21 protein-coding genes are annotated in these 24909 nt (G+C 67.3%); 9 read left to right on the forward strand and 12 right to left on the reverse strand.

What is annotated here, in order from left to right; translation table 11 throughout:
* Positions 1-6: 6 nt before the first annotated feature.
* Both ACZY1G_RS20295 and ACZY1G_RS20300 read right to left on the reverse strand, forming a co-directional pair.
* Positions 7-1386: an aminotransferase class III-fold pyridoxal phosphate-dependent enzyme gene (locus ACZY1G_RS20295; protein WP_463823463.1), complete on the reverse strand. Its 1380-nt coding sequence runs from the start codon at positions 1384-1386 to the stop codon at positions 7-9.
* A 13-nt stretch (positions 1387-1399) separates the two neighbouring features.
* Positions 1400-2890: a CoA-acylating methylmalonate-semialdehyde dehydrogenase gene (locus ACZY1G_RS20300; protein ID WP_463823464.1), complete on the reverse strand. Its 1491-nt coding sequence runs from the start codon at positions 2888-2890 to the stop codon at positions 1400-1402.
* Positions 2891-2970: 80 nt separating this feature from the next.
* Here ACZY1G_RS20300 and ACZY1G_RS20305 point away from each other — a divergent pair, with 80 nt between their 5' ends.
* Positions 2971-4569, forward strand: coding sequence for a PucR family transcriptional regulator (locus ACZY1G_RS20305; RefSeq protein WP_463817073.1), 1599 nt, complete (start codon positions 2971-2973; stop codon positions 4567-4569).
* Here ACZY1G_RS20305 and ACZY1G_RS20310 read toward each other — a convergent pair.
* Both ACZY1G_RS20310 and ACZY1G_RS20315 read right to left on the reverse strand, forming a co-directional pair.
* Positions 4558-5907 (reverse strand): APC family permease, encoded by a 1350-nt coding sequence (locus tag ACZY1G_RS20310; RefSeq protein ID WP_463823644.1) that lies wholly within the window; start codon positions 5905-5907, stop codon positions 4558-4560. The two genes, ACZY1G_RS20305 and ACZY1G_RS20310, sit on opposite strands and share 12 nt — an antisense overlap.
* Positions 5908-5972: 65 nt before the next feature.
* On the reverse strand, positions 5973-7082 hold the full coding sequence (locus ACZY1G_RS20315) for a DmpA family aminopeptidase (protein ID WP_463817072.1): 1110 nt from the start codon (positions 7080-7082) through the stop codon (positions 5973-5975).
* Positions 7083-7192: 110 nt separating this feature from the next.
* On the opposite strand from ACZY1G_RS20315, the gene ACZY1G_RS20320 reads away from it, so the two are divergent.
* Positions 7193-7801 (forward strand): TetR/AcrR family transcriptional regulator, encoded by a 609-nt coding sequence (locus ACZY1G_RS20320; protein ID WP_463817070.1) that lies wholly within the window; start codon positions 7193-7195, stop codon positions 7799-7801.
* Between the two features lies 1 nt (position 7802).
* Here the strand turns inward: ACZY1G_RS20320 and ACZY1G_RS20325 are convergent, their stop codons facing one another.
* Positions 7803-8573 (reverse strand): PE-PPE domain-containing protein, encoded by a 771-nt coding sequence (locus ACZY1G_RS20325; RefSeq protein ID WP_463823465.1) that lies wholly within the window; start codon positions 8571-8573, stop codon positions 7803-7805.
* A gap of 92 nt (positions 8574-8665) precedes the next feature.
* Complete coding sequence (locus ACZY1G_RS20330; RefSeq protein ID WP_463823645.1) at positions 8666-9250, reverse strand: hypothetical protein; 585 nt, start codon at positions 9248-9250, stop codon at positions 8666-8668.
* A 46-nt stretch (positions 9251-9296) separates the two neighbouring features.
* On the opposite strand from ACZY1G_RS20330, the gene ACZY1G_RS20335 reads away from it, so the two are divergent.
* Complete coding sequence (locus ACZY1G_RS20335) at positions 9297-10061, forward strand: endonuclease/exonuclease/phosphatase family protein (protein ID WP_463823466.1); 765 nt, start codon at positions 9297-9299, stop codon at positions 10059-10061.
* Positions 10062-10177: 116 nt separating this feature from the next.
* Complete coding sequence (locus ACZY1G_RS20340) at positions 10178-11059, forward strand: universal stress protein (RefSeq protein WP_463817066.1); 882 nt, start codon at positions 10178-10180, stop codon at positions 11057-11059.
* Here ACZY1G_RS20340 and ACZY1G_RS20345 read toward each other — a convergent pair.
* Both ACZY1G_RS20345 and ACZY1G_RS20350 read right to left on the reverse strand, forming a co-directional pair.
* Positions 11056-12192 (reverse strand): acyl-CoA dehydrogenase family protein, encoded by a 1137-nt coding sequence (locus tag ACZY1G_RS20345; protein WP_463823467.1) that lies wholly within the window; start codon positions 12190-12192, stop codon positions 11056-11058. The two genes, ACZY1G_RS20340 and ACZY1G_RS20345, sit on opposite strands and share 4 nt — an antisense overlap.
* Before the next feature lie 20 nt (positions 12193-12212).
* On the reverse strand, positions 12213-13445 hold the full coding sequence (locus tag ACZY1G_RS20350; protein ID WP_463817064.1) for an acyl-CoA dehydrogenase family protein: 1233 nt from the start codon (positions 13443-13445) through the stop codon (positions 12213-12215).
* 219 nt (positions 13446-13664) lie between these two features.
* Here ACZY1G_RS20350 and ACZY1G_RS20355 point away from each other — a divergent pair, with 219 nt between their 5' ends.
* Entirely contained in the window at positions 13665-14405 is a 741-nt protein-coding gene (locus tag ACZY1G_RS20355; RefSeq protein WP_463823468.1) for a hypothetical protein, read from the forward strand.
* 17 nt (positions 14406-14422) lie between these two features.
* Here the strand turns inward: ACZY1G_RS20355 and ACZY1G_RS20360 are convergent, their stop codons facing one another.
* The 3 genes from ACZY1G_RS20360 to ACZY1G_RS20370 all read right to left on the reverse strand — a co-directional run bounded on the left by ACZY1G_RS20360 (position 14423) and on the right by ACZY1G_RS20370 (position 18813).
* Positions 14423-16204, reverse strand: coding sequence for a putative bifunctional diguanylate cyclase/phosphodiesterase (locus tag ACZY1G_RS20360; RefSeq protein WP_463817215.1), 1782 nt, complete (start codon positions 16202-16204; stop codon positions 14423-14425).
* Between the two features lie 69 nt (positions 16205-16273).
* Positions 16274-18439, reverse strand: a complete 2166-nt coding sequence (locus tag ACZY1G_RS20365; protein WP_463823469.1) for an Rv1355c family protein — start codon at positions 18437-18439, stop codon at positions 16274-16276.
* An 11-nt stretch (positions 18440-18450) separates the two neighbouring features.
* Positions 18451-18813, reverse strand: a complete 363-nt coding sequence (locus ACZY1G_RS20370) for a hypothetical protein (RefSeq protein ID WP_463817058.1) — start codon at positions 18811-18813, stop codon at positions 18451-18453.
* Positions 18814-20039: 1226 nt separating this feature from the next.
* Between ACZY1G_RS20370 and ACZY1G_RS20375 the strand changes: the two genes are divergently transcribed.
* Positions 20040-20492: a MaoC family dehydratase gene (locus ACZY1G_RS20375; RefSeq protein WP_463817057.1), complete on the forward strand. Its 453-nt coding sequence runs from the start codon at positions 20040-20042 to the stop codon at positions 20490-20492.
* Here ACZY1G_RS20375 and ACZY1G_RS20380 read toward each other — a convergent pair whose 3' ends face one another.
* On the reverse strand, positions 20493-21665 hold the full coding sequence (locus ACZY1G_RS20380) for an acyl-CoA dehydrogenase family protein (RefSeq protein ID WP_463817056.1): 1173 nt from the start codon (positions 21663-21665) through the stop codon (positions 20493-20495).
* 80 nt (positions 21666-21745) lie between these two features.
* Here ACZY1G_RS20380 and fabG point away from each other — a divergent pair, with 80 nt between their 5' ends.
* From fabG to ACZY1G_RS20395, 3 genes are read left to right on the forward strand one after another with little or no spacing between them, the layout of a single operon-like run.
* Entirely contained in the window at positions 21746-22486 is a 741-nt protein-coding gene (fabG, locus tag ACZY1G_RS20385) for a 3-oxoacyl-ACP reductase FabG (RefSeq protein WP_463817054.1), read from the forward strand.
* Positions 22483-23718: an acetyl-CoA C-acetyltransferase gene (locus ACZY1G_RS20390; protein ID WP_463823471.1), complete on the forward strand. Its 1236-nt coding sequence runs from the start codon at positions 22483-22485 to the stop codon at positions 23716-23718. The genes fabG and ACZY1G_RS20390 overlap by 4 nt, the downstream gene beginning before the upstream one ends.
* Entirely contained in the window at positions 23715-24908 is a 1194-nt protein-coding gene (locus tag ACZY1G_RS20395; protein WP_463817052.1) for an acyl-CoA dehydrogenase family protein, read from the forward strand. The genes ACZY1G_RS20390 and ACZY1G_RS20395 overlap by 4 nt, the downstream gene beginning before the upstream one ends.
* The last annotated feature ends 1 nt before the right edge of the window (position 24909 follow it).

Here is a 24909-nt window from a genome sequence, read left to right on the forward strand (position 1 = left end):
CGATCCTCAGCGCGCGTACTCGTCGGCGACGTCCAGCGCGGCGTCGAGAATGCGCAGTCCCTCGGCGACTTCGTCGTCGGTCACGTTGCACGGCGGCACCGCGTGGATGCGGTTGAAGTTCGCGAACGGCAGCAGCCCTCCGGACTTGCACGCCGCGAGCACCGCGGCCATCGCGGGGCTGGAGCCGCCGTAGGGAGCCAGCGGCTCGCGCGTCTGCTGGTCAGCCACCAACTCGATCGCCCAGAACACGCCGAGACCGCGGACCTCGCCGACACTGCGGTGCCGAGCGGCCAGGTGCCGCAGGCCTGGGCCGAGCACGTCGGAGCCGATGCGTGCGGCGTTGCCGATCATGCCTTCGTCCTCCATCGCGGTGATGGTCGCGACGGCGCAGGCGGTCGCCAGCGGATGACCCGAGTACGTGAGCCCGCCCGGGTACGCGCGGTCGGCGAACGTCGCGTAGATCGCGTCGTTGATCGCGACGCCGCCGAGCGGAACATAGCCTGAGGTAACACCTTTGGCGAATGTGATCAGATCCGGGACGACGTCGAAGTTGTCGATCGCGAACCAGCGCCCGGTCCGGCCGAAGCCCGCCATCACCTCGTCGGCGATGAACACGATGCCGTGACGATCACAGATCTCGCGGACACCGGCCATGTAACCCGGCGGCGGGACCATGATGCCCGCGGTGCCCGGCACCGATTCCAGGATGATCGCCGCGATCGTCGACGGACCCTCCATCTGCACCAGGCGATCCAGGTGCTCGAGCGCACGCTGCGTTTCCTGCTCTTCGGTCTCGGCGTGGAACGTCGACCGGTACAGGAAAGGCCCACTGAAATGGACGATTCCGGCGTTGCCGTGGTCGTTGGGCCAGCGGCGGGGGTCGCCGGTCAGGTTGATCGCGGTCTCGGTGCCGCCGTGGTAGGAGCGGTAGCGGGAGAGCACCTTGTAGCGGCCGGTGTGCAGGCGGGCCATGCGCACGGCGTGCTCGACGGCGTCAGCACCACCGTTGGTGAAAAAGATGCGGTTGAGATCGCCGGGTGTCCGCTCGGCAACCAGCCGGGCGGCTTCGGAGCGCGCGTCGTTGACGTGCTGAGGTGCGATCGTGCACAGCTTGGCGGCCTGCTCGGCAATGGCGGCAACCACTTTCGGATGCTGATGGCCGATGTTGGTGTTGACCAGCTGCGAGGAGAAGTCCAGCAGCCGGTTGCCGTCACCGTCCCACACGTAGGAACCCTGCGCAGCGAGCACCGTCATCGGCGTGATCTGGGCCTGCGCCGACCACGAATGGAACACGTGCTGGCGGTCCAGATCGTAGGCGCGCTGCCCGCGGGCGATCGCGGTGTCGAGGTCTTCGCCGGTGGGCAGGGCGCTCACTGTTGACGTCATGGTGCTCTCTCGCTTAGTTGGTGGGGAAGCCGAGGTTGATGCCGCCGTGACTGGGATCGAGCCAGCGGGTGGTGATGGCCTTCTGGCGGGTGAAGAACTGCACACCGTCGAGGCCGTGGGCGTGGCTGTCACCGAACAGGGAGGCTTTCCAGCCGCCGAAGCTGTAGTAGGCCATGGGAACCGGGATCGGCACGTTGATGCCGACCATGCCGACCTCCACCTCGTTCTGGAAGCGGCGGGCGGCGCCGCCGTCGTTGGTGAAGATCGCGGTGCCGTTGCCGTAGGGGTTGGTGTTGATGAGCTCGAGCGCCTGGTCGTAGGTGTCCACCCGCACCACGGACAGGACGGGGCCGAAGATCTCGTCGGTGTAGACGGTCATGTCGGGGGTGACGTTGTCGAGCAGGGTAGGGCCGAGCCAGAACCCGTCCTGACCACCGTCAGCGGTGACGGTGCGGCCGTCGAGAACGACTTTGGCTCCGGCGGTTTCGCCGGCGTCGATGTAGGAGGCGACCTTGTCGCGGTGGGCGGCAGTGACCAGCGGGCCCATGTCGGAGTCTTTGGTGCCGTCGCCGGTTTTGATGGTGGCAGCGCGTTCGGCGATCTTGGCGACGAGGTCGTCAGCGATGGGTCCGACAGCGACGGCCGCGGAGATGGCCATGCAGCGTTCCCCGGCGGAGCCGAAACCGGCGTTGACCATCGCATCGGCGGCCAGGTCGAGGTCGGCGTCGGGCAGGATCACGGCGTGGTTCTTGGCGCCACCGAGAGCCTGGACGCGCTTACCCGCGGCAGTGCCGGTGGCGTAGACGTACTGAGCGATCGGGGTCGATCCGACGAACGACACACTCTTGATCTTGGGGTTGGTGAGCAGCTCGTCGACGGCGGTCTTGTCGCCCTGCAGAACGTTGAACACCCCGGCGGGCAGGCCGGCTTCGGTCCACAGCTTGGCCAGCCACAGCGACGCCGACGGATCCTTCTCCGACGGCTTCAGTACGACGCTGTTGCCGCAGGCGATGGCCAGGGGGAAGAACCACATCGGGACCATCGCGGGGAAGTTGAACGGGGAGATGATGCCGACCGGTCCGAGGGGTTGGCGAATGGAGTGCACGTCGATGTTGGTCGACGCGTTCTCGGTGAACCCGCCTTTGAGGAGGTGGGCGATGCCGCAGGCGAACTCGACGACTTCCTGGCCGCGGGCCACTTCGCCCAGGGCGTCGGAGACGACCTTGCCGTGCTCGCTGGTGATGATCTCGGCGAGCTCACCCTTGCGCTCGTTGAGCAGTTCGCGGAAGCGGAACAGCACCTGGGTGCGCTTGGCCAGCGACGTGTCGCGCCAGGCGGGGAACGCCGCCGCCGCGGCGTCGATCACGGCTCGCGCGTCCTCGACCGAAGCCAGGGCCACCTGACCGGTCACCTGACCCGTCGCCGGATTCGTCACCGGCGCCGACGCACCGGAAGAACCCTCGAACACTTCACCGTTCACCCAATGCGAAATCTGCGCAGCCATACGAAGAGTCTCGCGCGCGCACGGACATCGTGACAGATGCACACTGTCATCAAAACAGGCCCAGGCAATACACTGTGTCAATGCCGTTGACGGTGGGTGAGGTCGTCGCTCTGCCTGTGGTGCAGCAGGGCGATCCAGAAGTCCTCAGCGATCAGCGGTGGGCCGAGACAATCCGCTGGGTCCACGGCAGCGACCTGGCCGACCTGTCCAGTCTGCTCCAGGGCGGTGAGCTGGTGCTGACCACAGGCAAGGCCCTGGCTCGGCACCCGCGCAGGTATTTGCGTGGCCTCGCCGACGCAGGTGCACTCGGCGTCATCGTGGAGGTGGGCACCCAGGTGCCCGCGCTGCCGACCGGGGTCGGCGCCGTCGCCGAGGAACTCGCACTCGCCCTGGTCGTCCTCCACCGCACGGTGCGGTTCGTCGAGATCACCGAAGCGGTACACCGACGCATCGTCGCCGAGCAGTACGACGAGGTGGCCTTCGACCGCCGCGTGCACGAGACGTTCACCGAGTTGTCCATGAAGCGCGCCTCGCTGAGGGGAATCGTCGATGCGGCAGCACAGATCCTCGCCGAGCCGGTTGTGCTGGAGGATCTTTCGCACCAGGCGGTCGCGATGTCGGCGGGGATACCCGCGGATCTGCTCGACAACTGGGAGCGCCGCTCCCGCCGCAGCCCTGGACGCACCGAGCAGGCGGAGCCCTGGGCGGTCACCGGTGTCGGGCCTCGCACCCAGCTGTGGGGGCGGCTGGTCGTGCCTCGCGCACCCGCAGACGAGCATCGCGCCAAGATGGTGCTCGAACGGGCAGCGGCGGCGCTGGCCATGCACCGGATGATCGAGCAGGACCGAACGGGGCTGCAGCATCAGGCGCAGAGCGGGCTCATCGACGACGTGCTGCGGGGACGCCTCACCGACGAGCGCGAATTGGCGGCGCGCGCCGAAGCGCTGGGACTGCGGCGGGCCGCCCGGTATCACCCGGCCACAGTGCGCGCGGAACGGCCGTCCCCGTCATCGGATCCTGTGGCCGGTCACCGGCGCGCCATCGCGTTCCTCGACGCGGTTGCCCACACCGTCAACGCGTCCGGTCACACCGGTCTGTTCGCGCTGCGGGGTGATTCGGAAGTCGTGATGATCCTGTCCCTCAAGGACTCTCGCGGCACAGACGCGACACTGGCGGCACTGGGTGCCCGGCTGCGGGAGCAGGTGCGTCGAGTCGACGGTGCGATGGCGTCGGTGCTGGCGCTGGGGCCGCCGGCGGAGCAGATCGCCGACGCGGTGTCCGGGCTGGCCGAGGCCGCGCACATCGCTGAAGTCGCTCTGGCGCAGGGGGATCGACACCGCCCCTACTTCCGGGCCGCCGACGTTCGGCTGCGCGGCCTTCTGTCCCTGCTGCGTGACGATCGACGTGTCCAGCAATTCGCCGAGACCGAACTGAAAAGCCTGCTCTCCGAGGATTCCTCGGACACGCCGTCCAACCTGACGGTGCTGCGGGAGTATCTGCGGCTCGCGGGCAACAAGGCGGCGCTCGCGCAACGGCTGCACATGAGCAGACCGGCCCTCTACAAGCGGCTGGCCGCTATCCGCGCCGCCGTGGGGGTCGACCTCGACGACGGAGAATCGATGACCTCACTGCACGTCGCGATGATGATCGTCGACGGGGCTACCGGGTCACGTGAGTGACTTCGACGGCCGCCACGCCAGGAAACCGACCGCCAGCCCGAGGAACGGGATCGCGGCCAGCACAGTGCTCAGCGTCACGCTGCCGCCGGTCACCAGCGTGAAGTTCGACAGCACCAGCCACAGGCTCGCGAGCAACCCGAGCACGGCGAGTGCGGGCGCGATCCGGGTCGTCCACGTTCCGCCGTGCTCGCGGTGGCGCAGGAAGAACGCGAGCACCGCGACAGACGTGGTCAACATCAGCACCACCATGCCGACCGTCGCGACGCCCGCCATCGAACCGAACACACCGACCAGCGGATCGATGCCGAGCAGCGCGAGAACCGCGACGATGACCCCTGCCGTCACGGTCTGGACGAGCGACGAGAACGACGGGGACGCATGGTCGTCATGCACAGTGGCCAGTCGCGAAGGCAGCAATCCCTTACCGGCCAGCACGAACTGGTAGCGCGCGATCACGTTGTGAAAAGACAGCACGCAGGCGAACAGACTGCTCAGCAGCAGTACGTTGACGATGTCGCGGCCTATGGTGCCGAGCATGTCGCCGGTGGTGTCCAGCAGCATGTTGCCGTCGCCGTCGAGTGTCCGCTGCGCGATACCGGTCACCTGATCGGGGCCCAGCGCCACCACGAACGCCCACACGGTGATCGCGTAGAACGCGCCGATGATGATGACCGCCGCATAGGTCGCGCGCGGGATCGTTCGCTCGGGGTCGCGCGCCTCGTCACGGAACACCGCCGTGGCCTCGAATCCGATGAATCCGGTGAGCGCGAACAGGATCGCGATTCCGATGGTGCCCTGGGTGAACGTCGCCGGAGCGAACGAGGTGAAGGTGACACCGGCCGGGCCGGGCTTGGCGACCATCACCACGTCGAGGATCACCACGATGCCGATCTCGAAGGCCAGCGCGACGCCGAGGACCTTGGCGCTCAGATCGATGTGGCGGTAGCCGAGGACGGCGACGATCGCCAAGACGACGAACGAGTAGACGGGCCAGGGGATGTCGGGGCCTTGGGAGGAGCCTCTGTAGTGGGCGACAGTGTCGGCGATTGCCCAGCCGATGTATCCGTAGATGCCGATCTGGATCGCGGTGTAGGCGATCAGGGCGACCACCGCGATGCCCTTGCCCATCCGTCCGCCGAGACCCACTGTGACGTAGGAGAAGAACGCGCCGGCCTCGGGAACGTGAGGTGTCATCGTCACGAACCCGATGCTGAACACCAGCAGCACCAGGGCGGCGATCACGAACCCGACGGGTGCGCCTGCTCCGTTGCCCTGGCCCATCGCCAGCGGCATGTTGCCGCCGATCACGGTCAGTGGTGCCGCGGCGGCCACCACCATGAACACGATTCCGACGGGGCCGAGTTGTCCTGTCAGTCGCCGAGATTCGGCGATGGTCGTGGCGGTCACGGGGTCTCCTGGGGAGAAGTGGTCGACAGTGCGGTGCGGAGCAGGTCGTGATCGATCGCGTGGGCGGTGAAGCCGTGGCGGCCGGTCATCGTGGTGGCGGCGACCATCGCGTTGACAATGGCCTCCTCGGTGGCGTCGATCGTCAAGTCGAACAGTCGCGTCATCAATTGCGGCGCGACCATGCGGAGCCCGATCTCCGGTTGGGCGGTGCTCACGTTCTCGTCCCAGGCATACGGGGGGATTCCGCGGTTTCCCGTCGAGAACGCCAGCATGAGATCACCGCTGTACTGCTCACCGGTGCCGCCGAGCCGGCCGACGGCCAGAGCGGCGCGTTGCGCCAGGCGGGTGCACTGGTGGGGGAGCAGGGGTGCGTCGGTCGCGACGATCACGATGATCGAACCGGATCCGGGTTCGTAACGCGGCGGCAGGTCGGGCAGCGGTACAGCGTCCGCTCCGATCAGCTCACCGACGTGGACTCCGTTGATGCGCAGTCGTTCCCGGCGGCCGTGATTGGCCTGAACCAGGACGCCGACGGTGTAGTGACCCGTCGCGGTCTCGGTGATGCGCGACGACGTACCGATGCCGCCTTTGAAGCCGTGGCAGATCATCCCGGTGCCGCCGCCCACGTTGCCTTCGGCGGGTGGTTGCGCCGATGCGTTCTCCAGCGCGGCGCGGGCGTGTTCGGATCTGACGTGAAATCCGTTGATGTCGTTGAGCAGACCGTCGTAGGTCTCTCCGACCACGGGCAGCGACCAGTAGACGCCGTCACCGCGGGCCCGTACCTGCGCGGCGACCAACTCGTCGCGCACCACGCCGACACTGTGGGTGTTGGTGAGTCCGATCACGGATGTCAACTCGCCGGATTCGCGGATCCATTCCAGGCCGGTGAGTTCGCCGCTGCCGTTGAGGCGGTGCGCGCCGGCGAACACGGGCTCGGTCCAGATGTCGTCGTGCGGCACGACCATCGTGACGCCGGTGTGGACGGCGGGCGGCCCGTCGGCGTCGAGGGTGACGTGTCCGACGCGCACCCCGGGCACGTCGGTGATGGCGTTGTGGGCACCGGTGGGGTGGTCGCCGATGATGACGCCGAGGTCTCTTGCCCTCATGACACGCTCCATTGTTTTCCGAACTGGAAAAGAACTATGCGCCCGTGTCGGACGTCACGCAACCGGAACGGCAGAATCACACTCACGACACCAGAGAGGGGTGCACACAGATGGGTCGGCCGAACACCCAGGCGCAGCGACGCGCCGACATCATGGATGCGGCGATCGCCCTCATCGAACGCCATGACCTCGCCAGTCTCAGGCTCGCGGACGTGGCAGCCGAGCTCGGTCTGACCACGAACGCGGTGCGCTACTACTTCAAGGACATGGCCGAGCTGCTCTCAGCGTTGGCACTCCGCTCGGACGTGCGCTTCTACGAAGAACGCCGTCGTTTCGGCGATCGGACCGACGACCTGTCACTGCAGCTGGCTATGACGATCGCGGCGGGCCTGCCGACCGGGGCCGAGGACGCCGAGTGGCGGGCCATCTGGCGGGCTGTGCTCGCCGCCGGATTCGAATTGGACCAACGCCGCGACGTCCAGGGGATCTATCACCGTCAGGTCGGTCTCTACCGGGATCTGCTGACTGCGGGTGCCGACGCGGGCGTGTTCAGCCTCTCCGTGCCGGCGCGTGACATCGCGATGACGCTGATGGCGATGGAGGACTACCTCGGCTACCGCATCGTGGCGCGCGATCCGGAGATGGACCGTGCGACGGCGCTGCGTCTCATGCGGCAGTACGCGGAATCGGCGACGGGGGCAACTCTTCCCGCGATATGAATCACGTTCGACGGTAAGCAGACTCGATCTGGGCGGCATCGTTGGGCAGCAACGGTGCCTCGTTCGTCAGGACGAACGTGGTGTTTCCGCGCTGCCACACCGTCAGCGAGGGGTCGTCGAGATCCACACCCTCGTAGTGCGGATGGATGAACAGCTTTCCCAGGTCGGCGTTGCGCACCGCGGCGGCGTTGCTCTTGTCGGTGGGCGAGTCGGCCCAGCCGTCGTAGCGGCGGGCGATGTCCACGATGTGCCACGGGGTGTCGGTCGGGGTGGCGAGCCCAGTGGTGCGGGCCGTGGGATCGCCCACCTTCGCGCCTCCCGATGCGCGCAACGGGTTGCCGAACAGAATGAACGTCATGCGGTCGGGTCCCGGCGCCGTCTGATCCTGCGCATGCTGGCGCATCCATTCCGACGCCACCTGGGCCCCTTGGCTGTACGCCAGCACGATGATGGTGCCCGGTGTGGCGCGTATCGCGGTGTCGAGGTTGGCGACCCCGGTCGGAATCGAATCCAGGGCCAGATCGCGCGGGTAGTCGACGACTTTCATCGTGTAGGGGCCGGTGCTGAACACCCCGCGGAACTCTTCGGCCATGGTGTCGCGGAAGTGGAGATCCGCCCCGGGCAGCGCGAGAACGGTGCCTTGCGACGGGATGCCGAGTCGGGTGGCGGCCGCTGCCGACAGACCGGTCGTCGGGGCCGACGCATCCTGGCGAGCCGCGAATCGGTGCCCGAGGCATCCCGAGCAGAGCAGCGCAAGGACGATGACCAACATCGCGCGTCGCTTCGCCTGACGATTCACTGTGGCCCCGCCTCTATCCGTTCCTCCACCGGGCCCCCGCGAGGGTAGCTCTGGCACAACGGTTCTCAGCTGAGCTCCGGCTGTGAGTCCGCCGTGCATCCCGTGTCGATGCCCAACCGGGCACACAGATCGAGGAACGTCGTCGCGAAGGGGTTGTCGCTGGTCTCTGCGCGCATGGCCGCCCAGTCGAGCTGCTCGCGGACCGCCCGCACCACCGGAAGCAGTTTCGCGAAATCGCAGTGGTGCTCGTGCAGCGAGTGCAGCTTCTGCAGAATCACCTCACCGGGCATCAGCACCGGTATCGACAGCGCGAGAACGTCCATCATCGGTGCACCGGTGATCATGGCGGGATCGACCGGAACCCTGTTGATCTGATGCAGCACGTCGATCACTGCGGGTCCGTCGACGGAGAGCGCCGCTTTGAACAGCCAGTCCTCGGGAGGGCGTCGGATGTCGAACCCTGCTTTGGAGAGCGTGGCGGCCGCCGCCTCCGCGTCCGCCTCAGTCACGACGAAGTCCACGTCGTGGGTCGGCTCTGGTGCGCCGTACACCCACAGCGCGAAACTCCCGGCGAGCGCAAACGGCGGGCCGTCGGCTTTGAGCGCTGACGCCGCATGGCGCAACGCCTCGGGCAGATCTTCAGGGGACATTCGCACCGCCGTGGGTTTCGACTGCAGGGTGGGTAGTGCAATACCCATGAAATTGGTGACCTTCAACATCCTCCACGGGCGCACCCTCGGTGGCGATGTTGATCTGGACCGGTTCGCCGATTGCATCCAGGGGTTGGACGCCGACATCCTCGCACTACAGGAGGTGGACTCGGTGCAGCAGCGATCGGGCATGGCCGACCTGACGGCACTGGCCGCCGAGGCCATGGGGGCCCGCAGCCACAGGTTCGTCGCCGCCATCTCCGGCACGCCCGGCGCGACCTGGATGGCTGCGACGGGGGAGGAGCAGCCGGGTACCGCGGCATACGGGGTCGCGCTGCTCTCGCGCTATCCCGCGGCCCACTGGCAGGTGGTGCGCCTGCCCCGGATCCCGGTTCGGTTCCCCCTGTACCTGCGCTCGCCCAACCGCGTGCAGATCATCCACGAAGAACCGCGAGCTGCGGTGGTCGGACACTTCGACACCCCGCTGGGCCCGCTCACCATCGCGAACACGCACCTGTCGTTCGTACCTGGGTGGAACCGGCTGCAGCTGCGCCGGTTGCTGCGCGACATCGACGGCATGCCGGGGCCGCGCATCGTGACCGGTGACCTGAACATGCCGCCTGCGGCTGCGCGCCGCCACACACGTCTGCGCGCACTCGCCTCGGCGGCCACCTTCCCCGCCGACGTGCCCACCCAGCAACTGGACCATGTCCTGACCGACGACCCGGGCCTACAGGCGCGCGCCTGCAAGACGCCGGCGGTCGCCATCTCCGATCACCGCCCCCTCGTGGTCGATCTGCATCGACAGTGACGCGGGAAGGACTTTGGTCCCCGCCATGGATGTCTGCAGACCCCTGACCTGCGGGATCGGCGGGCGTAGCGTCGGGGTTGGCGGCAACGACGCTGCCCCGTCAGGAGGCGAACTTCATGAGCCAACCAGCTGCATCGCTGGGCATCGTCGTCTGTGTGGACGGTTCGGCGGCATCCCGGGTGGCCGTCGATTGGGCCGCGCGCACCGCGGCGCGTCGCCGGGCGAGGTTGACGTTGGCGCACGTGCTGCCATCGGCCGGCATGCAGTCGTGGGTCCAGGTTCCACTTCCGCCTGCCTTTCTGCAGGACGAGCAGGACGCGGCTCGCGAGATCCTCGACGACGCATCCGTGGTCGCCCGGGCGGCCGCCGGTGAGCAGCTCGGCGGACTCGGCGAGAAGATCCTCTCCGGTCAGCCCGTCGCGGCGCTGGCCGACCTGAGCGCCGACGCCGACATGATCGTCGTCGGCAGCCGAGGGCTCGGCACGTGGGAGCGGCGACTCCTGGGGTCGGTCAGCACGGGTCTGGTGCACCACGCCACATGTCCGGTCGCCGTGATTCGCGACGAAGATCCGCTCATCGCCCATCCGGATCAGGCGCCGGTGGTGGTGGGCATCGACGGATCCCCGGCCAGCGAGCACGCCACGGCGATCGCGTTCGACGAGGCGTCACGGCGCGGGGTCGACCTGGTGGCGGTGCACACCTGGAGCGACGCGGGATACGAACTGCCCGACGAGCCCTGGACCGAGGCGCAGCCGGAAGAGGACATGCTGCTGGCCGAGCGGCTCGCCGGCTGGCAGGAGCGCTACCCCGACGTCACGGTGCGCAGGGTGGTCTGCCGCGATCAGCCGGCCCGCCGGCTCCTCGACGAGGCGGCGACGGCCCAGCTGGTGGTCGTCGGCAGCCACGGACGCGGCGGGTTCGCGGGCATGCTCCTCGGGTCGGTCAGTACCCAGGTCGTGCAGTCCGCCCGCACGCCGGTGATCGTCGCGCGCCGCTAGCGGGTCAGAGCCGCATACCGATCGACGTGGAAGTCGGTCGAGCCGAACTCGAACTGCAGCGCCGTTAGCCGCTTGAAATAGTGGCCGATCGCCAATTCCTCGGTCATCCCCATCCCGCCGTGCAGTTGGACCGCCTGCTGGCCCACGAAGCGGGCTGCCCTCCCGACGGTCGCCTTGGCGGCTGACACCGCCCTGGCACGGGTGGTGGCGTCGTCGTCATCGAGATGCAGCACCGCCAGATACACCGCCGCCGCGGCCTGTTCGACCTCCATGTACATGTCCACCATGCGGTGCTGCAGCACCTGGAATGCGCCGATCGGCTGGCCGAACTGCTTGCGCTGCTTGGCGTAGTCGACCGTGTCGGCGAGGACCTTGCGCATCGCGCCGACCGCTTCCGCGCACACCGCTGCGGCTCCCTCGTCGCGCGCGCGAGAGATCGAGGGCCAGGCGCCGCCTTCCTCGCCCAGCAGTGCCGCGGTCGGAACGCGCGCGAGCGTGATGTCCGCGGCGAGCCGATCGTCGATGGTGCGGTAATGGTGCATGTCCAGACCCGAGGGCGCCGAGCCGATGTCGACGGCGAACAGGGAGATGCCGTCGCTGTCGGCAGGGGCGCCTGAGGTGCGGGCGGTGACGAGCACATGGTCGGCCAGGGGTGTGCTCGCCGAGACGATCTTCGTTCCCGTGAGCACCCAGCTGTCACCGTCGCGTTCGGCCACGGTCGAGACATCCTGCCAGTTCTCACCCGACGTCGGCTCAGTCGCCGCCATGGTGACCACCGTTGTCCCCGAGACGATTCCGTCGAGCAATGTGGTCGCCAGCGGGCCCTCGGCACGGCGCAGCAACCCGGCCGCCACCACCGCGGTGTCGACATAGGGCTCGATGGCCAGCGCATGGCCGAGTGCCTCGCAGATCAGCATCATCTCGACCGACCCCCCGCCGATCCCGCCGTGTTCTTCAGGCAACGTGGCACCCAGGATGTCCAGTTCCTCGGCGAATGCCCGCCAGATCTCGGGCTGCCAGCCTGCTCCGGATTGTGCTGCGGTACGGCTCTTTTCGAGGTCGTATCGCGTTGCGAGGAACCGTGTCAACCCGGTACGCAACAGATCCTGCTCGTCGTTGAACGTGAAGTCCATTCTTTCCCTCTACAGCCCCTCTAGAGTCCCAGTGCCGCTTTGGCCAGGATGTTGCGTTGAATCTCGTTGCTGCCGGCGTAAATCGAGCCGGCGCGGTCGTTGAGGTACCGCAGAGGGGCGACCGCCTGCCACGGCTCACCACTGACGTAGTCGCCTGCGGGCGGCTCGAAATGGGCGATCGGACCGCCGGGACACGTGGCGTGCGGTTGGTACGCGCGGCCCCGAGGACCTGCGGCCTCCATGGCCAACTCGGTGATGTGCTGGCTCAACTCGGTGCCGAGCACCTTGAGCATCGACGACTTGGCGCCGGGATTGCCGCCTGCGGCCACCACCGCGAGCACCTGGTACTCGAGGATCTCGAGGACTTCTGTGCGGATTCGCACGTCGGCGAGCTTGCGGGCGAACGCCGGATGATCGAGAAGTCGCCCACCGGCCGGACCGGGTTGCTCGGCGGCCGCCGCGGCGATGTCCTCGACCATCACCTGCAGCCCGGGCGCCGCCGCCCCGCCGCCCCGCTCGAACTCGAGCAGGTACTTCGCGACCGTCCACCCGTCGTCGATCTCCCCGATGATGTTGTCTTTGGAGACCCGCACCTCGTCGAAGAACACCTGGTTCTGTACCTCCTCGCCAGAAGTCATCACCAGTGGCCGGATCTCGATGCCCGGTGTCGCGAGATCGACCAGCACGAACGTGATGCCGCGCTGCTTCTTGTCCGACCGGGTCGTGCGCACCAGCGCGAACATCCAGTTGGCTTCCCGGGCGTGGGTGGTCCAGATCTTGCTACCCGTGCAGACCAGGTGGTCGCCGTCATCGCGGGCTGCCATCGACAGCGCGGCGAGGTCCGAACCTGCTTCCGGCTCCGAGTAGCCCTGGCAGAAGAACACCTCACCGGTGAGGATTCGGGGAAGGAAATAATCCTTCTGCGCGTCCGTGCCGAACTCGATGATCGCGTGGGCGACCATGCGGATGCCCATCGGCGAGAGCGAGGGCGCGCCGGCCAGCGTCGACTCCCGGCTGAAGATGTAGTGCTGCGTGAGCGTCCAGTCGCAGCCGCCGTGGGCGACCGGCCACGCGGGCGCGGCCCAGCCCTTGTCGTGGAGAATTCGCTGCCACTCCATGCTGGCCTCATGGTCGGCGTACACGCTGGTCATCAACGTGCCCGCGCGCCGCAGCTGCGGAGTGAGGTTCTCCTCGAGAAAGGAACGTACCTCGTCGCGGAAGGCGAGATCGGCGGGCGACCAGGTCAGGTTCATGCCAAGAGAGTAAACCTAGTTAGTTAGGTGGAACACCACCCGGGTATCGGTGGCACCGGCCCTCTCGTGGCCGGTGGTAGGTTTATTGTGTTGCCACGTCCGGTGATGGCACATTTCAGCAACGCCCGGATATTCTTGTCGCGATCCCGCTGACAGGACTATGCGAACTGGCTGACACATTCGGCAAATCAGAGGCGGATAACGGTGTATCCCGATGTGGTGTGGCACGACGAAGTCGACGTCGTGTGTACCGACGTCGGCCCTGCGGGGCTACTGTGTGCCCTCGCCGCATCTGCAGAAGGCGGTGACGTGATGGTGGCCGCACAGCCGCGCCACACGCGAACCTGGTTCGACACGCTTCGCGGTGATGCCGCCACCACGGCCTACGCCTCTGCCCTCATCGACGACATCGACGTCAAGAACCTGCCCGACGACCCCGATGTTTTCCCCGCCCGCGCGGTGAAGCCGGTGGAGACCGCGCCTGCTGGTCGCAAGAAGCGCATGGTGCCGCCGTTCGATGGTGGCCGGCTTCGGCGCTGGACAGGGGAATGTCTGGCCTCGCCGTTGGGCTACCTCTACACCCGCGTCACCGACTGGCCGTCGTCGCAAGTGGTGTCCGCCGACGGTGACATCGTGGATGTGAGCACCTCCGACGTTCCGGCGAGCGCACTCGGCGAGCCCGGGGGGCTGGACGCGTGGTTGACCGCGCAGGCGCGGGAGCACCGCCTCGTGGCCGAGCCGGTCGAGGCCATCGACCGGCTGGTGTTCGACGACTCCACGGTGGCCGGGGTGGTCTTCGCCACCGCGGACGGCCCGCTGGCGGTCCGCGCGCGGCACGGTGTGCTGCTCTGCGGGCCGCCGGGTCTCGCGCTGCAGGCGCCGAATCGTCCCGGGAAGGTCGCGCTGGTCGGCAGGTCGGCCAGTCGGTTCGGCCGGGTCGAACTCCTCACCGGCAACTAGACCGGGCGCCACGTCGCTCAGAAGTCGACGTCGATGCGACCCTGGGACAGCAGTGACTCCATCGGTCCGGCAGCGATGGGCCGGGACAGCAGGAAACCCTGAGCGCGGTGGCACCCGTGGCGCAGCAGTGTCAGCGCGGCGGCCTTGGTTTCCACCCCCTCGGCGACCAACTCGAGACCGAACGCCTCGGCCAGCGCGATGATGGCTCGCACGATCGCCAGATCGCCTGGGTCAGAACCTAATTCGGTCACAAAGCTGCGGTCGATCTTGAGGGTGTCCACCGGCAGTGACTTCAACTGTGACAGCGCACTGTAACCGGTGCCGAAATCGTCAATGGCGACCTGGACGCCGGCCTCTTTCAGGCCGGCGAGCGTGATGCGCGTCGTCTCGATGTCCTGGACCACCACCGTCTCGGTGATCTCCAGGCACACCGAACCCGGCGGCAGGCCGTTGTCCGCCATCGCACCCTTGACGCTCTCCACGAAGCCCTCGGTGACGAGCTGGACGGGGGACACGTTGATCCGCATCACGGATTCGGTTCCGTGGCCGCGGGATCGCCAGGCAGCGAACTCGGCGCACGCAGTGCGCAGGACCCACCGGCCCAGCTCGCCGGCCATGTTGATCGACTCGGCGACGCCGATGAACGAGTCCGGGGTCAGCAGGCCGCGCGTGGGGTGCTGCCAGCGCACCAACGCCTCCATGGCGACGATGTCGCCGGTCCGCATGTCGACCTCGGGCAGGTAGTGCAGCAGGAGGGCACCGCTCTCGACCACGGTCTGCAGATGCAGCTCGATGTCGTTGCGGAACTCGTTCTCCATGGACATGTCATCGGTGAACACCGCCACCTGGTTGCCGCCGGAGTTCTTCGCTGTCAGCACAGCCTGGTCGGCCCGGCGCAGGAGATCCGAGGTGCTGTCACGGCCGGGCATCCCCAACGCCACCCCGATGCTCACGGTGCGCGTCAGCATCTCCCCGTCGATGGACACCCGCTCCCGCAGAGCTGTCTGCAACCGCAGCGCGAGCGCCTCTGCCGCCGCGGCGTCCATCGGGGTGGCAGGCACCACCACGAACTCGTCACCGCCGAGCCGCGCGATCAGAGTGGGGCCGTCGGAGCTGCGGCGGAGCCGTTCGGCGAGCACCCTGATGAACCAGTCGCCCGCCGTGTGGCCCAGATAGTCGTTGATCGCCTTGAGCCGGTCGAGATCGAAGAAAAGAGCCGACACCGGCCCGGGTTGGCCGTCAGTCAGACGCGCGTCCAGATGGCTGAGTAGCGCGCGCCGGTTGTAGAGGCCGGTGAGATCGTCGTGATCCGCGAGATAGCGCAGCTGTTCTTCGGCGTCGACGCGCGCCTGGACCTGCGCCAGCAGGGAGGCGATCGCCTTGAGCGCGTTGAGTTCGGCCTCGGTCCAGTCGCGGTCCCCGAACTTCACGAAACCCAGCACCCCGGACGTCACCTCGCCGGAGAGCAGCGGCACGCACGCCATCGAGGTCGCCGCCACCTGTCGGCCCTCGTTGATGGTGCGCTGGTAGTCGTCGGTGGCCGGCTCGGGCCGGAAGACCACCGGCTCCTTCTGGTGCTCGGCCATCGCGAAGACGGGATCGGCGTCTGTGAAGTACACGACGGCGAGTGGATCCGGGTCAGGGATGCCCGGCCGCACCGGCCACTCGGCCACCAGCACCGACGCCCGGATCGTGTGATCGTTACGTCGGAGGAAGCTGACGTCGACGCCGAAAAACGCCACCAGGTCGGCGAGCACGTTCTGGCAGAGATCTTTCACCGTCGCGGACGTGGCACCCATGAGTTGCGTCGCGACCGATGTCACCACCAGGTCCAGGCTCTCGGGCAAGCGACCCTCTCCGTATCCGCGTCAGTTCGGTGACGAGTTGTCTTCCCGGCCGCGACGCCGGCTGACGACCGACGGTCTCGGCGCTCGGGACAGCCTCAGCACCAACGCCAGTGACTCAGCGGGATTCGCGGATACCAACGTCCGGAAAGTGTATTGCAGGTCAGCCAACGTATCGGCGAAGCGCGGCGACAGCGCGGCAAAGTCTTCGCTGTCGGCGGCGTACAGAAAAGCCGGCGACACCGGTTGCACGGCTAATCCATGCTGCTGGGCGCATATCCACACCGACTCCACCGCAGCTCCGGCGCGGGCGTAGTCGATGAGCGTGTGGCCCGACACGGTGATGATCGCCACACCTGCGGCCGCCGACACCTTCGTCCGGCTGTCATCGCCGAGCGCGGTGCCCCCGTCCCATGCCGCCAGATGCGCCATGACGTCGCCGCGACGCAGGATGTCGAGCAGGACCAGGTCGGCGTCGTCGAGATCGAGGCTGCGCACCTCGATCCCGGTGTCCGGCGAGGGATGCCCGGGCCACCGCAACTCGTCGATCATCTGTGCGTGCAAATGTGGTGTCAGGTAACGGATCCGGTCTGCAACGGCCAGGATCGCGGCGGCGCGTTCGAGGTCGGACGGATCGGTCAGCAGGCACAACCGCGCACCTTCGAGGTCGGCCGCTGCTCTCAGCTCGGAGACGAGCGCATCATCGAGCTCGATGCGCGTGCCCTGCCGACGATTGGTCTCCCTTCGCATCATCGCGGGATAGAGCTGGGCCAGCGCGCCGTCGGGTTCGGTGCCGCCGAGGTACACGACAGCGCTCAGTGGGAAACGCTCGTCGCCGAGAAGGAAGTCGACGCGCGCCCCGAATCCCCGGGCTGCGGCGGCAACCCGCGCATTGAACGTGGCCGCGCCGACGGCCACCGCGCTTCCGCGGAATCCGACGTCCATAGCCGAGGTGAGGTCCGGATCGAGATGGATGGCCAGGCTGCGATCCGGTGGCTCGATCCGCTTCTCGATGATCCACGGTTGGGTATTGCCGCCCGACGGCGCCCGCTGCGCCGCTGCGGCGACCACGTCGATGGTCTCCCCGACCGGCGCTATCGGGGTCTCGCCCTCCGGGCGTTCGCCCGACCCCGCGGCATCGAGCCCGCGGCGGGGTTCGCGCATGTGGTCGAGCAGTGCAGGCACGTCCACCTTGACCCGGCCGGAGGCCAGCGGTTCGCCCAGCCCGATACGCCGGACCGCCTCGGCCACCGACGCGGCGCCGACGGCCACCTCTGAAGACAGCTGCGGCCATGTCGTGAGAGTGGCGCCGACCTCGAGCAGCGACGCCGCCATCCGTGACGGCAGACCGGAGGCATCGATGATGCGGAGAACCCGCGGCACTTTCTCCTTGGTGCTGAGGCCGGCCAACGCAGCGGAATCCATCTCGGCGAGGTCGCCCAGCATCCCGTGCAGTAGCGGTCGGTCGCGTTCGGTGTCGAAGCGTTCGACGTCCAGCAATCCGCCGCTGCTCGTGGCCATCAGCACCGGGATGCCGCGAGCCCGTGCCGCGGCCCGGACGAGAACCTTGGCGTCCAACGAATCGCATTCCTCCACCAGAACATCGAGCCCGTCGAGGAATGCGTCGACGGTGTCGGGCGTCAACCCGTCGTGCTGCACGACGACGGGGAGGTAGGGGTCGAGTTCGGCGAGCCGCCGCGCACACACCACCGCCTTGTTCACCCCGACGTCGAGAAGGGTGGCGGGCACCCGATTCAGATTCGACACGTCGATGGCGTCGAAGTCGGCGAGCCGGAGTTCACCGCACAACCCCTGGGTGGCCAGGGTGTGGGCGATCGCATGCCCGACACTGAGCCCCACCACGCCGATCCGCAGCCGACCCAGTGTCTCCATCTCGTCGGCGGAGATCAGATTGCGATTGCGATCCAATCGCAGTCGGCGGTACCCGTGGGGGCCCAGGACACGGGCGAGCACGCGCCGCCAGGGGTAGTACGCCCAGCGGTCGGGCTCGTCGGCGATATCGGCCGATACCGCAGGGCGCACCGCGGCCAGCTCCGCACGCTGTGCAGAGATCGTGTCGACCACTTCGACGCGGGGGTCGTCGCGCAATGCCGCCCACCGCTCCGCATCCTGCGGGTCGTCCGGGTCGAGCACCGATGCGGCACAGGGCTGATCGGCGGCATCATCCATCCCACCCGCGCTCATCCCAGCCGCCGCGCCGCGCCCGCGAGCGCCGCGTCCTCGGCGAAGTCTGCCCCCGGCGTCATGGCCCGCTTGTCGGCCAGGAATGCGGCGAGCTGGCGGGGCTGCGCGTGGTTGGCGAACGTGAGGCGATCCCACCAGGCGATCCTGGTCTGGTACCGCACGTCGGGATAGGGCGTCGGCGGGATCTTCGCAGCCAGTACTCCGCCCGAGGTCAGCCACCTTTTCAGCACGTAGGACGCTGCGGTCGCGACGACGAACTGGATGCCCAGCAGGTCCATGGCGTGCAGGGGGGTGCGAGCGATGCTCGTGGTGAGTCGGCGGCTCAACTCGGGATCGTCGGCGACCCAGGCGGTCTTCATTTCCGCCACCCCGAACGGCAGACGGTCAGCAACCATTTTTCGGACCGCATCCTCGCCTTCTTGCCCCGCCCATTCCTCGATCGCATGGCATTCGGCTATCGACCTATAGGGCCCCTTTGCGCGCAGTCCACCCACAACTCGACCGGCCTGATTGACGCATGCGGCGAATAGTGCCGTGTCGTCTCCGCGGTGTAAGGCGCGTGTGTCGATCGCAGCACCGATGCCGTGTTGTTGGTAGCTGTGTGACGCTCCGGCCACGAAATCGGACCACAACTCGGGTTCCGTCGAGGGCCGCGCATAGACGACGGTGCATTCAGTGACCGGGTCCCAATATCGCGGACTGGCGCCCAGCCGGTCGACATCGAGGTCAGCAAAGGCAAAGTCGGGTCGGGTCATTTCGATCCATTCGTCCGGCGGCGCAATGGTGGGGGCGGGTGCTGCGCGGAACGCGGAAAAACACGTTCATTCTCAAGTATCTCGCCCATCCACAGTCAAATTCCAGCTAGCCGGAAGAAGTCACCCACTTAATCTGAATCCGGTAAAGGTCACGATCAGGTCACGATCACGACACCCGTGTTCATGGCAATTGCCGGGATCGGAGTCGGCCCAGCTCAGGCGGCCATGTCGTTGCGGTGGCGAAGAATCGATCCCAGGTGGTTTCGATCGCAAGGGGCGTCGCCTGGCACCCCTGTCTCCTTTGCTCTTTTTGCAATCTCGGGGATGGATTCGCACTGCACATCGCCGCGCTGACGGCACCGTCAGCGCGGTTACCGTCCAGTAACGACCCTGTTTCGCGGCTGCTGACCCGGGGGCGGCAACGCGGCTCGCCATCCGGTGCCGACGCAGGGCGTGGGCGTTGCGTGGAAGCCGTGTCCGTGTGGCACCTCTGCCCGGCGGGTGCTGTGACGAGCGGATTTGGCCATAAATCAGCGGCCCGGCGGTGTTTGCCAAACTCGCAAATCGCGATAACGACGCGGCGGTGCCGCAAATGTTATTGACTCTCGCGACAGAAATCCGCGCGACGTAATCGCCCATTCCTGTTATCTCACATTACTCATCCAGAAAACGAAATGAGAAGACACAGCAATTTCCTCGGCGGAACAGGCTGCAGATATTCCGGCACTCGCTGACACGATTTCCGGGGACCGGTCCGGCGACCTATCGCACCACCCCGCTATGGCACTGTGGGGAACCGGCATCAGGGCTGTCAGTCAAAGGAGACGCAGGTGAAGAAGTTCAAGGATCTGGCCGAGTTCGTCGACGCGGAGGGTTCGCAGCTCGGGCCCACCGGCTGGCTCGAGATCACGCAGGACCGCGTGAATCTGTTCGCCGATGCCACCGATGACCACCAGTGGATTCACGTCGATCCTGAGCGGGCAGCCGGCGGGCCCTTCGGCGGGACGATCGCACACGGGTTGCTGACCCTGTCACTGCTGCCGCACTTCACCCACCAGCTCTACACCGTCGACAACGTGGCGATGGCGATCAACTACGGCTACAACAAGGTCCGATTCATCACCCCGGTGCGCGTGGGTGCGCGGCTACGCGCACGCGCACAGATCTCGACGGTGAGCCGACTCGACAGCGCCGTGCAGGCCACACTCGCGGTCACCGTCGAGATCGACGGATCTGACAAGCCCGCGGCGATCGCCGAGTCGATCGTGCGTTTCGTCGGCTGATCAGCGGGCGGCCGCAGACGCCGCTCTGACCAGCCCGCCGCCGACGATGAGTCGCTGGATCTCGCTGGTGCCCTCGTAGAGCCGGAGCAAGCGCACGTCGCGGTAGATCCGTTCCACCGGCACGTCGCGCATGTAGCCGGCGCCGCCGTGGATCTGGACGGCGAGGTCGGCCACGCGCCCCACCATCTCGGTGCAGAACAGTTTGACTGCCGAGGGAGCCAGCCGGCGGTCTTCGCCGCTCAGCCACTGTCGGGCGGCGTCGCGCACCATGGCCCGGCCGGCCATCACCCCGGTGTACTGATCGGCGAGCATCGCCTGCACGAGCTGGAATTCGCCGATCGGTGTACCGCCCTGAGTCGCTGTCGCGGCGTAGGCGACAGATTCGTCCAGGGCTCGCGCAGCGGTGCCGACCGCCAGCGCCGCGATGTGTACCCGGCCTCGAGCCAGAGATGCGAGCGCGGCCCGGTAGCCGATGTCCTCGGCGCCCCCGATGAGCGCGCTGCTGCCGACCCGTACGTCGGTGAAGGACACATCGGCGGTCCAGGCACCCTCCTGGCCCATCTTCTTGTCCTTCGCGCCGACCGTCACCCCCGGGGCGTCGGCGGGAACGAGGAACACCGCGATGCCGGCGCCCTGCGCGTCGGCGGGCCGGGTGCGTGCGAACGTGATGAACAGATCCGCGGTCGGGGCATTGGTGATGTACTGCTTGGCGCCGTTGATGACCCAGCCGTCGCCGTCACGAGTTGCCTTGGTGCGCAGGCCCGCCGGGTTGGACCCCGCGCCGGGTTCGGTCAGCGCGAACGACGCGACCACGTCTCCCGACGCGATGGGCGCCAACCAGGTGGACTTCTGTTCGTCGGTGCCGTAGCCGACGAGCACCTGTCCGGCGATGCCGTTGTTGGTGCCGAACATCGACCGAAGTGCGAGCGAGGTGTATCCGAGCTCCATGGCGAGCTCGACGTCCTGAGCGAGGTTCAGGCCGAGCCCGCCCCAGTCCTGGGGGATCGCGTATCCGAACAATCCCATCTTCTTGACCTGCTCGCGGAGGTCGTCGGGAACCCGGTCCTCGGTCAGGATCTCCTGTTCGCGGGGGACGACGACGGTCCTGACGAAGTGGCGCGTCTGCGCGAGGATCTCGCGGAAGTCCTCGTCACTAACCTCGGCGCTGGTCATCGGTCTCCTCGGGTCGTGTCCACAATTTCGTATATGAAATACGATATCGCCTCGAAGTCAGACGACGTGAGGATGGGCACATGGGGTTACTGAGTGAGCGGGTCGCGGTGGTCACCGGCGGAGCGCAGGGATTGGGCCTGGCGATCGCCCGGCGATTCGTCGACGAGGGAGCGCAGGTGGTGCTCGGCGACGTGAACCTCGAGGCAACGCAGGCCGCGGCCGAGGGGCTCGGGGGTGCCGACGTCGCCCGCGCGGTGCAGTGCGACGTCACCAGCGCCGAGCAGGTCGACGCGTTGGTCGCAGCGGCGGTCGAGCACTTCGGCGGTCTGCACGTGATGGTCAACAACGCGGGTATCACCCGCGACGCGACCATGCGCAAGATGACCGAGGAGCAGTTCGATCAGGTGATCGCCGTGCACCTCAAGGGCACGTGGAACGGTCTGCGCGCAGCCTCGGCGCTGATGCGGGAGAACAAGCGCGGCGCGATCGTGAACATGTCGTCGATCTCGGGCAAGGTCGGCATGATCGGCCAGACCAACTACTCGGCCGCCAAGGCCGGCATCGTCGGGATGACCAAGGCGGCAGCCAAGGAGCTCGCCTATCTCGGGGTGCGGGTGAACGCGATCCAACCCGGACTGATCCGGTCGGCGATGACGGAGGCCATGCCGCAACACATTTGGGACTCCAAGGTGGCCGAGGTGCCGATGGGCCGCGCCGGGGAACCGGACGAAGTGGCGGGCGTCGCGCTCTTCTTGGCCAGCGACCTCTCCTCGTACATGACGGGAACAGTCCTCGAGGTCACCGGCGGACGTCACCTGTGACCCGTGCGGCGGTCATCTGCGAGCCGGTACGTACTCCGATCGGGCGCTACGGCGGCATGTTCGCGTCGCTGACGGCCGTCGACCTCGGCGTCGCAGCGCTGCAGGGCCTGCTCGCTCGCACCGGTGTGGGTCCTGAGAGTGTTGAGGACGTCATCGTCGGGCACTGCTACCCCTCGATGGAGGCGCCGGCCATCGGCCGCGTCATCGCCCTCGACGCCGGCCTCCCGGTGACAGTGCCCGGCATGCAGGTCGACCGACGCTGTGGGTCTGGACTGCAAGCGGTGATCCAGGCCTGCCAGCATGTCGCCGCGGGCGACCACGACGTCGTGATCGCCGGCGGGGCAGAGTCGATGAGCAACGCGGTGTTCCACTCGACCGACATGCGGTGGGGCGGAGTCCGCGGCGGCATCACGGTGCACGACGCGCTCGCACGGGGCAGGACCACGGCGGGCGGCAAGTACCATCCCGTGCCCGGCGGCATGCTCGAGACCGCGGAGAACCTCCGCCGTCGCTACGGGATCGGGCGTCAGGAACAAGACGAGCTCGCGGTGCGCTCACATCAGCGCGCCGTCGCAGCTCGCGCGCAGGGCCTGCTCGCCGAAACCATCATCGGAGTGACCGTCAGCTCTCGCGGTGGTGAAGACGTGATCGACACCGACGAGCACCCCCGTGCCGACACCTCGCTGGACAAGCTCGCCGCACTCCGGCCCATCCTCGCGGCCTCCGATCCGGAAGCCACTGTGACAGCCGGTAACTCGAGCGGCCAGAACGACGCGGCGTCGATGTGCCTGGTCACCACCGCAGAGAAAGCAGAAGAACTCGGACTGACGCCGCTGGTCACGCTCGTGTCGTGGGCGGTCGCCGGTGTGGGTCCCGAGGTGATGGGTATCGGCCCCGTGCCGGCGACCCGGCAGGCGCTCGCCAGAGCAGGCCTGAGACTGTCCGATGTCGACCTCATCGAGCTGAACGAGGCGTTCGCGGCCCAGGCGCTCGCCTGTACGCGCGAATGGGGTTTCAGAGCAGAAGATTTCGACCGCACCAACGTGCACGGGTCGGGCATCTCCCTGGGGCACCCGGTCGGGGCCACCGGTGGGCGGATGCTCGCGACACTGGCTCGTGAGTTGCACCGACGAGGCGGCCGGTACGGATTGGTCACCATGTGCATCGGCGGCGGGCAGGGGTTGGCCGCCGTCTTCGAAAGGACGTCCGTCTGTGAAAGGGCAACGCGATGACCAGACTGGCTCAAACCCTCGGACTGACCGAGCTCCAGACCGAGATCGTCTCGACCGTGCGGGCATTCGTCGACAGGGAGGTCATTCCGGCCGCCCAGGAACTCGAGCACTCCGACACCTATCCGCAGGCGATCGTCGACGGCATGAAAGACCTGGGATTGTTCGGGCTGATGATCCCAGAGGAGTACGGCGGGCTCGGCGAGTCGCTGCTGACCTATGCGCTGTGCGTCGAGGAGCTGGCCCGTGGCTGGATGAGTGTGTCCGGAGTGATCAACACCCACTTCATCGTCGCCTACATGATCCGGCAGCACGGCACCGACGCGCAGAAACGAAACTTCCTGCCGCGCATGGCAACCGGTGAGACTCGGGGTGCATTCTCGATGTCGGAGCCCGAGCTCGGCTCCGACGTGGCGGCAATCCGGACCAGGGCTGTCGACAACGGCGACGGCACCTACACGATCCACGGCCAGAAGATGTGGTTGACCAATGGGGCCAGCTCGACATTGGTGGCCGCGCTGGTGCGCACGGAGGAGGGGGCGGACCGCCCCCATCGCAACCTGACCGCCTTCCTCGTCGAAAAGCCCACGGGCTTCGGCGAAGTGGTGCCGGGCCTCATCATTCCCGGCAAGCTCCACAAGCTCGGTTACAAGGGCATCGACACCACGGAACTGATCTTCGACGGCTACCGTGCCCAAGCCGCCGACATCCTCGGGGAAGCACCAGGACAGGGCTTCTTCCAGATGATGGACGGGGTCGAAATCGGTCGTGTCAACGTCTCGGCCCGGGCCTGTGGGGTCGGCGTCCGGGCGTTCGAACTCGCGGTGCGCTACGCACAGCAGCGCAGCACCTTCGGCAAGCCGATCGCCGAACATCAGGCCATCGCTTTCGCGCTGGCCGAGATGGCCACAAAAGTCGAAGCGGCCCATCTGATGATGGTCAACGCGGCACGCCTCAAGGATTCCGGCGACCGTAACGACGTCGCGGCAGGTATGGCGAAGTACTTCGCGAGCGAAGCCTGCGCCGAGGTCACTCAGCAGAGCTTCCGCATCCACGGCGGCTACGGCTACTCGAGCGAGTACGAGATCGAAAGACTCATGCGTGACGCGCCGTTCCTCCTGATCGGGGAGGGCACCAGCGAGATCCAGAAGAACATCATCAGCAAGCGGCTGCTCGCCGACTACCGGGTGTGAC

The organism is Mycobacterium sp. IDUB_5, assembly GCF_055419565.1.

Coding starts and splice junctions, on each gene's coding strand:
- ACZY1G_RS20295 (WP_463823463.1), bottom strand. CDS start 1,386: ATGACGTCAACAGTGAGCGCCCTGCCCACCGGCGAAGACCTCGACACC.
- ACZY1G_RS20300 (WP_463823464.1), bottom strand. CDS start 2,890: ATGGCTGCGCAGATTTCGCATTGGGTGAACGGTGAAGTGTTCGAGGGT.
- ACZY1G_RS20305 (WP_463817073.1), top strand. CDS start 2,971: ATGCCGTTGACGGTGGGTGAGGTCGTCGCTCTGCCTGTGGTGCAGCAG.
- ACZY1G_RS20310 (WP_463823644.1), bottom strand. CDS start 5,907: ATGGTGGTGGCCGCCGCGGCACCACTGACCGTGATCGGCGGCAACATG.
- ACZY1G_RS20315 (WP_463817072.1), bottom strand. CDS start 7,082: ATGAGGGCAAGAGACCTCGGCGTCATCATCGGCGACCACCCCACCGGT.
- ACZY1G_RS20320 (WP_463817070.1), top strand. CDS start 7,193: ATGGGTCGGCCGAACACCCAGGCGCAGCGACGCGCCGACATCATGGAT.
- ACZY1G_RS20325 (WP_463823465.1), bottom strand. CDS start 8,573: ATGTTGGTCATCGTCCTTGCGCTGCTCTGCTCGGGATGCCTCGGGCAC.
- ACZY1G_RS20330 (WP_463823645.1), bottom strand. CDS start 9,250: ATGTCCCCTGAAGATCTGCCCGAGGCGTTGCGCCATGCGGCGTCAGCG.
- ACZY1G_RS20335 (WP_463823466.1), top strand. CDS start 9,297: ATGAAATTGGTGACCTTCAACATCCTCCACGGGCGCACCCTCGGTGGC.
- ACZY1G_RS20340 (WP_463817066.1), top strand. CDS start 10,178: ATGAGCCAACCAGCTGCATCGCTGGGCATCGTCGTCTGTGTGGACGGT.
- ACZY1G_RS20345 (WP_463823467.1), bottom strand. CDS start 12,192: ATGGACTTCACGTTCAACGACGAGCAGGATCTGTTGCGTACCGGGTTG.
- ACZY1G_RS20350 (WP_463817064.1), bottom strand. CDS start 13,445: ATGAACCTGACCTGGTCGCCCGCCGATCTCGCCTTCCGCGACGAGGTA.
- ACZY1G_RS20360 (WP_463817215.1), bottom strand. CDS start 16,204: ATGGGTGCCACGTCCGCGACGGTGAAAGATCTCTGCCAGAACGTGCTC.
- ACZY1G_RS20365 (WP_463823469.1), bottom strand. CDS start 18,439: ATGGATGATGCCGCCGATCAGCCCTGTGCCGCATCGGTGCTCGACCCG.
- ACZY1G_RS20370 (WP_463817058.1), bottom strand. CDS start 18,813: ATGAAGACCGCCTGGGTCGCCGACGATCCCGAGTTGAGCCGCCGACTC.
- ACZY1G_RS20380 (WP_463817056.1), bottom strand. CDS start 21,665: ATGACCAGCGCCGAGGTTAGTGACGAGGACTTCCGCGAGATCCTCGCG.
- fabG (WP_463817054.1), top strand. CDS start 21,746: ATGGGGTTACTGAGTGAGCGGGTCGCGGTGGTCACCGGCGGAGCGCAG.
- ACZY1G_RS20395 (WP_463817052.1), top strand. CDS start 23,715: ATGACCAGACTGGCTCAAACCCTCGGACTGACCGAGCTCCAGACCGAG.